The sequence below is a fragment of the Pseudoalteromonas piscicida genome (genome assembly GCF_000238315.3).
Lineage (GTDB): Bacteria > Pseudomonadota > Gammaproteobacteria > Enterobacterales > Alteromonadaceae > Pseudoalteromonas > Pseudoalteromonas piscicida.
On record NZ_CP011924.1, the window covers coordinates 1,521,526 to 1,534,643 of the forward strand.

Consider the following 13,118-nt stretch of genomic DNA (forward strand, 5'->3'; position numbering starts at 1 on the left):
ATGGGTCGTCGTATTATGCTTATTCCTATTTCAACGGGCGTTGGGTTGACGTCGGTGTCTGTAGGAATAGTCCGAGCACTGGAACAAAAAGCAGTAAAAGTAAACTTCTTTAAGCCAATCGCACAACCTCGTAAAGATGAAGTCGGCCCCGAGAAGTCAACACTCATCGTTCAGCAAGGTTCTACCATTGCCCCACCCACGCCGTTTGAGCTGAGCTACGCTGAGCAAATGATAGGTGATGGTAAAGGCGATGACCTGTTAGAAGAAATTGTGGAGCGCTTTGAAGACACAGTACAAGATGATGAAGTTGCCATAATTGAAGGAATGGTTCCTACCCGTCGTCAACCTTACGCTGGCCGTGTAAACCGCGAAATTGCGCAAACATTAGGTGCAGATATCGTGTTTGTCTTAACGCCGGGTAATGACTCTATCGACGAGCTTGAAGACCGCTTAGAGATTGCTGCTGGCAATTATGGCGGTGTAAACCACCCTCGCGTATTGGGTTGTATTTTCAATAAAGTGAATGCACCGCTGGATGAAGATGGCAGAGCGCGCGCCGATCTGGTTGATCAATACAAACCAGAAGAGCTTGAAAATGAAATGAATCGTTTGGCATCGCTGCCTATTTTCAGAAAGCACCCATTTCAACTTTTAGGTGCCATTCCATGGGACTTTGACTTAGTAGCGCCGCGAGTTATCGACTTAAGTAATTATTTAAAAGCCGAAATCATCAATGCGGGTGACATGGAGCACCGTCGTCTGCGCCGTGTTACCTTCTGTGCAAGAACAGTATCGAACATTCTTAACCACTTCACACCAGGCGCCCTGTTGGTTACTCCTGGCGATCGGTCGGATATCTTAGTCGCTGCATGTTTGTCGGCCATGAATGGCACCAAGATTGGCGCCATCTTGTTAACTGGTGGATTCAAACCAGAAGAGAAGATCATGACCTTATGTGAGCAAGCGATGGATACCGGTCTGCCTATCCTTGCTACTGAGGCCGATACTTGGCGCACTTCTTTGCTATTACACAATTTCAATATGGAAGTGCCAAGCGATGACGAGCAGCGCATCGAGCGCGTAAAGCAGCATAACGCCCGTCACATCGATAGCGAATGGCTGGAAAGTTTGGCCAAAGGGGTCGCGAAAACCCGCAAACTCTCGCCTCCTGCGTTTCGTTACCTACTGACTGATTTAGCTAGACGAGCAAGCAAAACTATTGTGCTGCCTGAAGGTAATGAGCCGAGAACGATTAAGGCGGCTGCTATCTGTGGTGCGCGAAATATCGCTAAAACCGTACTGCTTGGAGACAGAGAAGAAATTGAGCGTATCGCCCAGCAACAAGGTGTTGAGCTGAATGAAAACGTGACTATCTTATCTCCTGAAGAAGAGCTGCAAAAGTACATTGCGCCTATGGTTGAGCTACGTAAAAACAAAGGCCTAACCGAGGTTGTTGCGGCAGAGCAACTGCAAGATAACGTCGTGCTCGGCACCATGATGTTAGCCGAAGGCCAAGTTGATGGCTTAGTATCTGGTGCGGTAAATACCACCGCCAATACTATTCGCCCACCACTGCAGTTAATCAAAACGGCACCAGGCGCGTCGTTGGTAAGCTCAGTATTTCTCATGTTGCTACCGGACCAAGTGTTAGTATACGGCGACTGCGCAATTAACCCAGATCCAACGGCAGAGCAGTTAGCAGATATTGCAATTCAATCTGCAGATTCCGCTGCAGCATTCGGCATTGAGCCTCGCGTTGCCATGATCAGTTACAGCACAGGAACATCAGGACAAGGTGCAGATGTAGAAAAAGTCCGTGAAGCTACCGAGATCGCACAAAAGAAACGCCCTGATCTCGATATTGACGGGCCGCTGCAATACGATGCTGCCATTATGGAAAATGTCGCACGTAAAAAAGCGCCAAACAGCAAAGTCGCTGGTAAGGCAACGGTATTTGTCTTCCCAGATTTAAATACAGGTAACACCACATACAAGGCGGTGCAGCGAAGTGCTGAACTTGTCAGCATCGGACCTATGTTACAAGGTATGCGTAAGCCGGTTAACGACCTAAGCCGCGGGGCTTTGGTTGATGACATCGTGTACACCATTGCCTTGACAGCTATTCAGGCAACACAAATCGAAGAATAATCTTTATCCCAAGGGTTCAATACATGAGCCCTTTTCTTTATCACATCACTAATCCTCTAGAATTCGGGCGAACCCTCTGGTCTTTAAATTGACTTCGCTATACTATGAATTATACCAATTGGTATTTTTCAAAAAACAAGGGTTGGTAATGTCAAAGCAAACGCTGCAATTGCTCAAACAAGAATTTACGATACATAGCTTGGATTGCGATGACGCTGTCCCGCAAGCTGTGTTAAACAGTAAAATCTTTTTTATTGCCAAAACAGAAGATGAACTCTCTATCGTTTGCGCGTCAGATATCGCAGTCAGTAGCCTCGCGGCTGAAAGTCATTGGAGAGCATTGGAAGTCGTTGGTCCGCTAGGGTTTTCATTAACGGGGATTATGGCTAATATTTCTGGTGTATTAGCAAAGTCCAACGTCTCTATTTTTACCTTATCAACATACGATACCGATTACATTCTGGTAAAAGAAAGCCAAATCCAGCAAGCGATGCAAGCACTTAAAAAAGATGGATATTTATTACTTTGATTGAACTCTCACCACCAATCCAATATCGGCCAATATCCCAAATCGCAAACCCGATTGCGCACATTCCAAGTCCTTTTTCCGGCAAAGTCTTACCGCTAAGTACGCATCCAAACGCGGCGATTGCGTCTGGTATGTTAGGAATAGGCGTTTGCGTACAAATGCGCGTGCCTTTGTTGCTATCTCCTTGTAACGGAAAACTAATCCAGATCAGAAAAAATAACTGCGAATACATTCTACACGCCAATAACGGCTTAAAAATGTTACTGAGCTTAGAGGTCGGCAATGAGTTTGCCAAACCCGAATATCTCAAAGCAAACAGCTTTGGCAAAACCACGATAAAGCTTGGAGAGCCGCTATGCTTTTTTGATATTCCACTCAGTGAAGCAAAAACCATGGCAGCCATTGTGCTACTCAATGCACAAAAGCTTGGTGCGTGTTATTATCCTTTAAAACAAGTATCTGCGGCCAAAGAGCCGATAATCACAATTGCAAGGGCGTGTGCTTTATGACAACCACCATGTATGGGATCAGCAACTGCGATACCATTAAAAAAGCCAAAAAATATCTACAAGACAACAATATCGAATTTACTTTTCATGACTATCGTAAAGATGGATTAGACGAAGCTCTACTCACTGCTTTTATTGACCAACTTGGCTGGGAAAACGTGTTAAACAAACGCGGAACCACTTATCGAGCCCTTAGCGAAGAACAAAAACAAAATCTCGACGCGCAGTCAGCGAAGCAACACCTTTTGGCAGCACCAGCCATGATAAAACGCCCTATTTTGCAGTACCAAGGTCAATATCACTTGGGTTTTAAAGCTGCACAGTATGATGAGATTTTTGCCTAATGAGCGAAGTAGTTAAGCTCGCTCAAGCTCTGATCCAAAGGGCTTCTGTTACACCTGATGATGCTGGCTGCCAACAATTAATGAATGAACGTTTGGCAAAGCTTGGCTTTACCATCGAAGAACACTTCTTTGTTGATACGCTCAATACGTGGGCACGAAAAGGCGACAGTGGACCACATTTTTGCTTTGCTGGACACACAGATGTAGTACCGGTTGGCGACGAGAGTCAATGGCAACACCCGCCATTTGCTGCTGTGATTGAAAATGACATGTTACATGGCCGTGGAGCTGCTGACATGAAAGGCTCACTTGCAGCTATGGTCGTAGCAACGGAAAGATTTATCGAAAAACACCCCAACCACAAAGGGTCATTGTCTTTTTTGATAACCTCTGATGAGGAAGGCCCTTTCGTGAACGGCACAACTCGAGTTGTAGATTTATTAGAAGCCCGAAACGAAAAAATTGATATGTGCTTAGTCGGTGAACCTTCATCACGTCATGAACTTGGTGACGTCGTAAAAAATGGTCGTCGCGGTTCACTTACCGGACACCTAAAAGTGATTGGAAAACAAGGTCACGTAGCCTACCCTCATCTCGCTAAAAACCCCATCCACTTATCTGCGGCGGCGATTGCTGAACTCAGTCAGACCGAGTGGGATCAAGGGAATGCATTTTTCCCCGCAACAAGCTTTCAAGTTTCCAATATCAATGGCGGAACAGGGGCTGGCAATGTGATACCGGGCTCTTTGCAAGTACAGTTTAACTTTCGCTTTAGCACCGAAGTTACAGCCGATGAGCTCAAACAACGTGTTATTACTATTCTAGACAAGCATCAACTTGATTATGAACTTAATTGGATACTGAATGGCCTACCGTTTTTAACAGAGCCAGGTCCATTGCTCGATGTGACGATTGCAGCCATCAAAGAAGTGACGGGAAGGCAAACCACACCGGAGACTTCAGGTGGCACGTCGGATGGTCGATTTATTGCCCAAACGGGATGTAAGGTGATTGAGCTTGGCCCAATTAATGCCACAATCCATCAAGTCGATGAATGTGTGAGTTGCAAAGACCTAGATCAATTAGCCTTAGTCTATGAAAAGATCTTGGAGAAGTTACTTGCCTAGCCGCTATATGCTTACAAGCGCTGAATGTAGCGCTTGTGGCGTCAACGAATCACATCTTGCTTTTTACCAGGGCCGCCATGTGCATAGCGCAATCGTTTCTGATCTCAACGCCCTCTCACAAGCTGCAAAAAAGGCCGGTTTTGAGTTCTACATGGCGTCCGCATATCGAGGATTTGAAAGGCAAAAAGCGATTTGGAATAGCAAGTTTGCGATGCGCCGTCCTGTTTTTGATATCACTAACCAAGAGATAGAGCTGAGTAATCTCTCAGACATCGACAAAGTAAAAGCAATTATGTTGTTCTCCGCCCTACCCGGTGCAAGTCGCCACCATTTGGGCACTGATTTAGATGTGTTCGCCAAAAACCTCGTACCGACAGGACAATCACTACAACTAGAACCATGGGAATACCAGCAAAATGGACATCAGCACGAATTTTCGCTGTGGCTTGACGCGCATTTAGCAACTTTTGGTTTCTACCGGCCTTATGATCGTTATCGAGGGGGAGTTGCCGAAGAACCTTGGCATATTAGCCACCAGCTAACGGCATCAAAGCTTGCCACGCTGCAATCCGTTGACGCAATTGATGCCGTGCTTAAACGCAGCGATATCAAAGGTAAAGACGCAATACTGGCGGATCTCAGCGCACTACATCAGCAATTTATCACCAATGTAGCGCAGCCATAACGACTGATCCGAGCTTAAGTTACTTAGACTAGGGTCTGTTGATCTTTCAAGTTTGTTTTTGCAGCAGTTTGATTGGTATTTATACAAGGCAGAGCCAGCGTAGCATAGTCATTCTATGTAACCTGAGGTTTGGATAAGGAATGTTCCAACTCATTGTTGCTAAAGCACAACTTAGTTTTTTCCTTGTCTAGCCAGCAAGTTTTAGGGAAAACAAGGCGAATTTACGCACCAATAGCTGGCTATTGGAAGTGAATTCAACGCAGTTAGCGCTAAAACTGGCTGCTAGAAAGGCATTAATTATCCGCAGCTCAGGTTATGTAAGTCTGGCTATAAAGACTTTGTGCTCCTGCAAAGTCACCTTACCCCACATCCTTGTGGGGCAACACAGAAGAAATGCTAATCAAGCGCTGCCCTTTGGGTTCATCTGAGTGCGCTTTGTTCATTGTTGCTCAACTTTTGCCTAGATTACTAGGCGGCAAGTCGAGCGTCGCGACCAAAACACACTCAGAAGAACAAAAATCAAACAGCAAAGGTCAACAGGCCCTAGAAACGAAAGGTTATTTGTTTTTGTCGTGGATAGGGTCAAGCCTAGCCAGTAGACTTGAGGTATCAAAACGGTTGCCGCCAAGCGCTTGAACATCCGCATAATATTGATCCACTAAAGCTGTAAGCGCCAAATTAGCGCCGTTACTTCTTGATTCGTCTAGTGCAATGCCTAAATCTTTTCTCATCCAATCGACTGCAAAACCAAAGTCATATTCGCCTGCTAACATGGTTTTATAACGATTTTCCATTTGCCAAGAGCCAGCAGCTCCCTTAGCAATCGTTTCAATCACTTTTTCACCATCAAGACCCGCTTTTTTAGCAAAGTGCAAGCCTTCTGCGAGCCCCTGTACCACACCCGCGATACAAATCTGATTGACCATTTTACACAACTGCCCCGCACCCACTTCTCCAATTAATTGGCTAAAGCGAGCAAACGCGGCCATGATTGGTTGTGCTTTTTCAAACGTATTTTCGTCTCCTCCAACCATCACCGTCAACACGCCATTTTCTGCACCAGCCTGACCTCCTGATACCGGGGCATCTAAGAATTCAACTTGTAATTTCTTAGCTTCTTGCGCTATTTCACGGGCAACTTTTGCAGATGTTGTAGTATGGTCAACTATCACAGCTCCCGGCTTTACTCCCGCTAATACACCACTTTCGCCATATACGACTGAGCGTAAATCGTCATCATTGCCAACACACATAAATACAAAATCACAGTCAGTCGCTGCGTCTTTAGGTGTCACTGCAAAGTTGCCAGCATACTCAGCGGCCCATTTTTCGGCTTTGCTGGTGGTACGATTGTATACCGTGACTTGGTAACCCGCTTTTTGCAAATGCCCAGCCATTGGATACCCCATGACACCTAATCCTATAAATGCGACTTTCACTGACATATTTCTGTCCTATTTCGTTGTTATCTTAATAAGAATGGAGTTTTTATACCCGAGCACCTCTGTCATAGCAAATGAAAAAACCGCTTTGATACCGAATAACATGAATAAATCACACGGAGCCTGAAAGGATGGAGAATATTTATCGTTTTAGTGCACAACTTATTGATGGCCAAGTTTTGCCATTACAGTCTCTAGCGGGAAGACCGTTATTGATCGTTAACATTGCGAGCAAATGTAGCTTTGCTCCGCAACTGTCTGCACTTGAAAAGCTATACAGCAAATACAAACCTTTTGGATTTGAGGTATTGGCCTTTCCTTGTAATCAGTTCGGTCGCAATGAACCACTTGAAGATGAAATGCTTAAAGAGTTTTACAATACACATTTCAATTTAAGCTTTAAGATCTGTACTAAAACACAAGTCAACGGACCTGATGCACACCCATTATTTAGCTATTTAAAATCTCATACCCGTGGTATCGCGCAAAACCGCGCAATTAAATGGAATTTTACCAAGTTTCTAATAAACTCTGAAGGCATGCTAGTATCAAGATATGCCCCAAGAACAAAACCAGAAACGCTTAAGTCAGTGATAGAGAGCCACATTAATCATGAGAATCGCCCTATTCAGTTCGCAAAACTATGAAGTGCCGTTTTTTGAGCAAGCCGTAAATTCCTATTCTGAACTTGAAATAAGTTTTATTAGTGAGTCACTCAATGAAAAAACGGTTTCGCTGTGCCAGCACTATGACGCGGTTTGTGTATTTGTAAACGATACTGTAAATGCACAAGTGATTGATAAACTGGCTGACTATGGCGTTAAAACCATCGCCCTACGCTGCGCAGGTTTCAATAACGTTGATATTCAACAGGCAAAACAGCGTGACATAAAGGTTGTCCGTGTTCCAGCCTACAGCCCAGAAGCGGTTGCAGAACACTGTATCGCGTTGATGCTAACGCTCAGCCGCAAGACACATAAGGCCTACAATCGAGTTCGGGAAGATAATTTTGATCTCAACGGCTTACTCGGTTTTAATATTTATAATAAAACGGTTGGTATCATCGGCTGTGGCAAAATTGGCCAAGCCTTAGTCAGTATCTTGAACGGCTTTGGTGCCAATGTGCTGGTTTATGACCCAAACATTGGAGAAGGTCCCTATACTTTGGTCTCTCTAGATATCTTACTAGCACAATCGGATATTATTAGCCTGCACTGTCCGCTTAATGAATATACCCATCATATTATTGATGATGCTGCGTTTGCCAAAATGAAAGCGGGTGTGATGCTTATTAACACCAGTAGGGGTGCCCTGTTAGATAGCAAAGCCTGCATCGCCGCGCTCAAGTCTAAACGCCTCGGTTACCTCGGTTTAGACGTGTATGAGCAAGAGTCAGAGCTATTTTTTAAAAACCACAGTGAAGAGATAATTCAAGACGATGTTTTCTCGCGTTTGGTTAGCTTTCCCAATGTACTAGTTACAGGGCATCAAGGCTTCTTTACCAAAGAAGCGCTAAAACAAATTGCAACAATAACCTGTGAAAACCTCGCCGCAGCAAGACTGGAAAAGCCGTTGATAAACCAAGTAGTCTGATTTCAGAACCAAAAAAAAGAGCATATCAATCATGATGTGCTCTTTTGGTTACTTCAAAGTCGGGGGAAGTAATTTGATTTATGCTTTACTCTTCAATTCAGCCGTAACCTGAGCTAAACCTACTTCTGAAATTCTCATCGTGATCTCTTTTTGCTTAGCACTCAATAAAGAAATACCTTCAGCAACCATATCATATACCTTCCAGTCTCCATCTTTGCTTTGACGAAACTTAAAATGCATGTCTATATCTGGTTTTGACTGCTCTCTTATTACCACCTTAACCGTCGCAAAATCAGCACCATCAGAAACCGGTAACTCTTCAAACAATACGTCTTGGCCTTTGTACTGTAAAAGTGCATTAGCGTAGGTAGATACAAGATAGTTATCAACCGCACCAATAAACTCGATGGCTTCGTCTCTTTTTAGCCCTTTAATATGTTTACCAAGCAATTTAAAAGATACAAACTTCACATCGATGTGTGGCATCAAGCGACTACGTACTATGCCCTTCATCTGAGTTTCAGTTGCCTTGCCATCTTGATTAACCGTTTTTATATCAGCAAATAGCTTATCGCCAACTTGGTTAATTAATTCATAAGGTGTGTCATTCGCAAACGCGACACCTGAGAAGATGAGAAAACTGAAAATAACAAGTAACTTTTTCATTGTTTAATCCTTATTAAACTGATGACACTAGTCTATCCAATTTGACGAGTGCAAATAAACATATCAATTCGCACCAAATTGATGCCCCTCTGACATCAATTAACGCAATGTAAAATTTTGCCTTGCGATGACAATGACTCTTTATGAAGTCGTAAAGAAAAGACGTATTCCCTTCATGGCGAGGCCTGTAGGGAAGTATACGGTGTTCAAGCGATGAAAAATGTCAGAAATTGTATCAATTTATTTGGACGCTGAGCCTAGCGAATGAAGCCAAGCCCAGTATTATTGCATAAAGGGGATAAGTTATTGTTGCTAGTGGGGACTACAGTTTCATATCTGCCGCAAAAAACGTGATGTTATCGTTGCTTTCTAGCTTTTTCAGCGTTTCAATTATCGCATCATGCTGCGGTGAAATTGATTCAAGTTGCTGCAAAGTAATTTCATTTTTTTCAAGCTTTTCAGCCAGGGTATTTCCGATGAATGCCATTCTCTGCTGCGCACAAACACTATTGGAAAGCCAACTACCACACAAAGAAACGATGCCTATGTTTGGCGCTTTCTTCATTAAGACGTGTTGCTCAATAGCAGGTAATCCCGCTAAGCAACTTACTCGACCACAAAATATCAAATGCGAAATCAATTGTTGGGTATGTGTTCCTGTTAAATCTAGTGCGCCTTGCACCTCTGCTGCACCAAAATGAAGCTGCATGGCATCGGCTAAGCCAGCGAAATCAGACTGGGTATACACGAGATCCGCACCTAGCTTTTCAAGCAGCTTTTTATATTTTGACTCGGAACATGCCGCCACCCCAAGCCCAACTTGTTTGGCAAATTGTATTGCCATTTGGCCAACTGGATGATGAGCAGATTCGATTAAAACCGTATCCCCTGCATTTAATTGCAGCTTGAATAGCCCTATTAATGCACACATTGCCGGTGCAATTGAAGCGGCAGCCAACTTTCCATCAACATTTTCTGGTAGTACAGTAAGTGCGTGACTTGGCACCAAGGCAAATTCACTCATCGTGCCTTGCTCTCGAATGTCACCATGCCAAAAAACCCGTGTACCAGGCTCTGGGAATCCCGTTTTACATGCTTTTTCCACAACACCCACAGCGTCAACACCAAACACTCTATTCGGTGTTTCTTCATAGGGACAATTGGCCACTTTGGTATCGATAAAGCTTAAACCAACGTATTCAACTTTGACCAAGACTTGATCATCGGTTGCCTCAGGTAAATTAATTTCTCCCTGCTCGAAGGTAAGTCCATTTGTGTGATTGAATCGGACTGCTTTCATCATATGCCTTTGCGTTATGTTAAAAATAAAGTAGTGAGACTAAATTCATTAAACCATTGTTAGCATTTTGCCACAACTTTATTAGTGTAAATATGCTCCTCGCAATTCCAATTGTTTAGTGTCACAATGGCATCAGTCTTAGTGAACTTTCTCGCATTATGGATATTAGCAGCAGATTATTAATCTTTTTAGACGTTGTGGAACGTGGTTCCTTTGCCAGTGCCGCACAACTGAGAAATATCGATCGCTCTGTCATTTCTAAGCAGATGACCAAGCTGGAAGAAGAACTCGGTGTAAGATTAATGAATCGTACAACTCGTTCCTTCTCGCTCACCTCTGCAGGTTCCGAAATGGTAAAAAAAGCAGAAGAGCTAAGGCTGCTACTAAACGACACTCAGCGCATCGCACAGAATTATCACACCGAGCCTAAAGGTTTGCTTAAAATTGCCAGCTCTACAGTGGTAGGTCGACGCTATGTACAACCTGTTATCAATGACTTTCAAAAACGTTTTCCTCATGTTGAGGTTGAGCTTAGGCTTGAAGACAGGCTCGTGGACTTAGTGGGTGAAGGTTTTGATTTAGCTTTTCGTGTCGGCGAGCCTAAAGATTCATCGCTTATCGCCCGCAGAATTGCACGCAATCGATTACTCATATTAGCAAGTCCAACGTTCTTAAAAACCCATAGCACGCCAAATTCGCTTGAGGAACTCAGCGAATTACCTGCAGCAACCTACGCCAGTGATGCATTAAGGTTTACCAGTATCACCTATCAAGACGAGCAAGGCATCGAACAGCAAATGCCTGTAAAGAGTATCTTCAGAACCAACGACGGAGATACATTGATGGAAAGTGTGCTATCTGGTACTTGTTATATTGTTGCACCAGCCTTTCTAGTCGGTAAAGAAATTACTGAAGACAAATTACAACCGATTTTAACTAACACAAAACTGGTCGATTTTGCTGCTATGTATGCGCTCTACCCCCACCGCGACTTGCCTGTTAGAACAAGGCTCTTTTTAGATGCATTCAGGGCATATATCGGTGAAGAGACCCCAATATGGGAAACTGAGATCCCAGGGTTTGAACAAATGTACGGCTTTATCCCACCTAAACCCATGTTAACTTTCTAGTCGACAGCAATTTATTCGTATATCTGGGTATCAAGCTTTTAGCAGAAAAGGATTATTGACCTCAACCGTCTAACCTTTTCATCGCGCCTCTCACCATATTCTGGGAATTAATCCACTTTACGCATTCGCTTAGCGAGAGTGGTTCACATATCTGAAAGCCCTGAATATAAGGACAGTCTAGACTATACAAATACTGCAAGCAGGCATCGCTTTCAACACCCTCAGCAACAATACTGCAGTTCAATTTACGCGCTAAAAACATACTGGTTTCTACTATGGCTTGATCTTTTTCACTTGCATGACTTAGTCTTACAAACGAGCCGTCTATTTTGATCTGTGAAATTGGTAATTCTTTTAGTATTGAAAATGAAGAAAAACCAGTCCCAAAATCATCAATACTCACTGCAAATCCCATATCTATTAATGTTTCAATTAAGCTTCTCGCTTTTTCCACTTCTTCCATTACGGTGCTTTCTGTAAGCTCAAATACTATATGAGTTGGGTCTACTCGATGAGTATCCAGTAGCATGGCAAGGGTATTAATTAGATTCTGTTCAGCAAAATCTTGGCAGGAAAGATTGATATGCACAACCAACTTGTCATCTATTTCAATCAATATTGCGAGGTCTTGGAATACACGGTTAATCACAAACGCACTCAATTGCCTGATCAAATTATTGCGCTCCGCTAACTCAATAAACTGATCTGGCATTATCATTGTGCCGTCGGACTGAGGCCACCTTAATAGCGCTTCTACTCCATGAATATCACCGCTTTGAGAACACACTATCGGTTGATAATAGAGCGTCAGTTCACCTCGGGCGAGCGCAACTTTGAGGTTAGCCAACAGTTGGAATTCAGCCTCAATTCCCTCATGGAGCTCTTCATCGAAGATGACGATGCTTTGACGGCTATGTTTAGCCGAATACATGGCAATATCAGCTTGTTTCAAAAGGTCAAACACATCAAGTTGGCGCGATTTAGTCCATAAGCTTGCTCCTGCACTATACGTCACGTCCAACTGCAACTCTTCAATTTCTATACCTGACTTTAATTCGCTCAGCAGTGCATTATTTTGAGAGTAAATACAATTTACGTCTGTCACGTCCATCAGGATGATAAATTCATCGCCGCCCATGCGATATAACTTGCTACGAGGAAGCAGTGCTGCGCGCATTTTGTAGGCAAGTTCCACCAGCAATTTATCACCAAAGAAGTGCCCTTTTGCATCATTGATCTGTTTAAAATTATTCAAATCAACCAAGATAACACTAAAGTCGAGCTGCTGATGTTTACGTTCATTAATGGCATCAATGCAGCGCTGACGATTCTCCAAATCCGTTAAAAAATCATGTTCAGCGTTATATTTGGCCTGCGTTGCAATTTCATTTAATTCTTGCAGGCTAGTTAGACTTAAACAATTCACCACAAAAACAAAAATGGAGCCAAGAAACAGGATTAAACTCAAGCCTTGCTCAATAAAACTAGCGCTATTGTGATCGTACAGGAAGTAGGCAAAGCTCAAGTATCCGAGTTCAAACAGAGCCATAAGAATTAACAACACTCGCCACCCGACCGACGAGGTTAATCGACATATTTTAAAGGCCGGAGAAAAAGCTAATCCCATGATAAAGCTGCCAGCTAA

14 protein-coding genes are annotated in these 13,118 nt (G+C 43.5%); 10 read left to right on the plus strand and 4 right to left on the minus strand.

Annotation, left to right across the window (positions count from 1 at the left end; translation table 11 throughout):
* The 7 genes from pta to PPIS_RS25695 all read left to right on the plus strand — a co-directional run bounded on the left by pta (window position 1) and on the right by PPIS_RS25695 (window position 5,978).
* A complete protein-coding gene (gene pta / locus PPIS_RS06970; RefSeq protein WP_010373911.1) occupies window positions 1–2,148 on the plus strand; it encodes a phosphate acetyltransferase in 2,148 nt (715 codons plus the stop codon).
* Between the two features lie 148 nt (window positions 2,149–2,296).
* Window positions 2,297–2,677 (plus strand): ACT domain-containing protein, encoded by a 381-nt coding sequence (locus tag PPIS_RS06975; protein ID WP_010373910.1) that lies wholly within the window; start codon window positions 2,297–2,299, stop codon window positions 2,675–2,677.
* Window positions 2,674–3,186, plus strand: coding sequence for a PTS glucose transporter subunit IIA (locus tag PPIS_RS06980; protein WP_010373908.1), 513 nt, complete (start codon window positions 2,674–2,676; stop codon window positions 3,184–3,186). The genes PPIS_RS06975 and PPIS_RS06980 overlap by 4 nt, the downstream gene beginning before the upstream one ends.
* A complete protein-coding gene (locus PPIS_RS06985; protein WP_010373906.1) occupies window positions 3,183–3,530 on the plus strand; it encodes an ArsC family reductase in 348 nt (115 codons plus the stop codon). The genes PPIS_RS06980 and PPIS_RS06985 overlap by 4 nt, the downstream gene beginning before the upstream one ends.
* Complete coding sequence (dapE, locus tag PPIS_RS06990; RefSeq protein ID WP_010373904.1) at window positions 3,530–4,657, plus strand: succinyl-diaminopimelate desuccinylase; 1,128 nt, start codon at window positions 3,530–3,532, stop codon at window positions 4,655–4,657. The genes PPIS_RS06985 and dapE overlap by 1 nt, the downstream gene beginning before the upstream one ends.
* The gene (locus tag PPIS_RS06995; protein WP_010373902.1) at window positions 4,650–5,342 is read left to right on the plus strand and encodes a M15 family metallopeptidase; all 693 of its coding nucleotides are present in this window, start codon (window positions 4,650–4,652) and stop codon (window positions 5,340–5,342) included. The genes dapE and PPIS_RS06995 overlap by 8 nt, the downstream gene beginning before the upstream one ends.
* Before the next feature lie 393 nt (window positions 5,343–5,735).
* Window positions 5,736–5,978 (plus strand): hypothetical protein, encoded by a 243-nt coding sequence (locus tag PPIS_RS25695; protein WP_081629148.1) that lies wholly within the window; start codon window positions 5,736–5,738, stop codon window positions 5,976–5,978.
* Here PPIS_RS25695 and PPIS_RS07005 read toward each other — a convergent pair.
* On the minus strand, window positions 5,900–6,787 hold the full coding sequence (locus PPIS_RS07005) for an NAD(P)-dependent oxidoreductase (RefSeq protein ID WP_010373900.1): 888 nt from the start codon (window positions 6,785–6,787) through the stop codon (window positions 5,900–5,902). The two genes, PPIS_RS25695 and PPIS_RS07005, sit on opposite strands and share 79 nt — an antisense overlap.
* Window positions 6,788–6,915: 128 nt before the next feature.
* Between PPIS_RS07005 and PPIS_RS07010 the strand changes: the two genes are divergently transcribed.
* Window positions 6,916–7,431 carry a glutathione peroxidase gene (locus tag PPIS_RS07010; RefSeq protein WP_010373899.1) on the plus strand — a complete coding sequence of 172 codons (516 nt, stop codon included), beginning with the start codon at window positions 6,916–6,918 and terminating at the stop codon, window positions 7,429–7,431.
* Window positions 7,397–8,377 (plus strand): 2-hydroxyacid dehydrogenase, encoded by a 981-nt coding sequence (locus tag PPIS_RS07015; protein ID WP_010373897.1) that lies wholly within the window; start codon window positions 7,397–7,399, stop codon window positions 8,375–8,377. The genes PPIS_RS07010 and PPIS_RS07015 overlap by 35 nt, the downstream gene beginning before the upstream one ends.
* A 78-nt stretch (window positions 8,378–8,455) precedes the next feature.
* Here the strand turns inward: PPIS_RS07015 and PPIS_RS07020 are convergent, their stop codons facing one another.
* Window positions 8,456–9,043, minus strand: coding sequence for an MlaC/ttg2D family ABC transporter substrate-binding protein (locus PPIS_RS07020; RefSeq protein ID WP_010373895.1), 588 nt, complete (start codon window positions 9,041–9,043; stop codon window positions 8,456–8,458).
* 322 nt (window positions 9,044–9,365) lie between these two features.
* The gene (locus tag PPIS_RS07025) at window positions 9,366–10,346 is read right to left on the minus strand and encodes a zinc-binding dehydrogenase (RefSeq protein ID WP_248694162.1); all 981 of its coding nucleotides are present in this window, start codon (window positions 10,344–10,346) and stop codon (window positions 9,366–9,368) included.
* 155 nt (window positions 10,347–10,501) lie between these two features.
* Here PPIS_RS07025 and PPIS_RS07030 point away from each other — a divergent pair, with 155 nt between their 5' ends.
* Window positions 10,502–11,473 carry a LysR substrate-binding domain-containing protein gene (locus tag PPIS_RS07030; protein WP_010373891.1) on the plus strand — a complete coding sequence of 324 codons (972 nt, stop codon included), beginning with the start codon at window positions 10,502–10,504 and terminating at the stop codon, window positions 11,471–11,473.
* Between the two features lie 61 nt (window positions 11,474–11,534).
* On the opposite strand, the gene PPIS_RS07035 is transcribed toward PPIS_RS07030, so the two are convergent.
* Window positions 11,535–13,037: a putative bifunctional diguanylate cyclase/phosphodiesterase gene (locus PPIS_RS07035; protein ID WP_248694163.1), complete on the minus strand. Its 1,503-nt coding sequence runs from the start codon at window positions 13,035–13,037 to the stop codon at window positions 11,535–11,537.
* Window positions 13,038–13,118 lie beyond the last annotated feature (81 nt).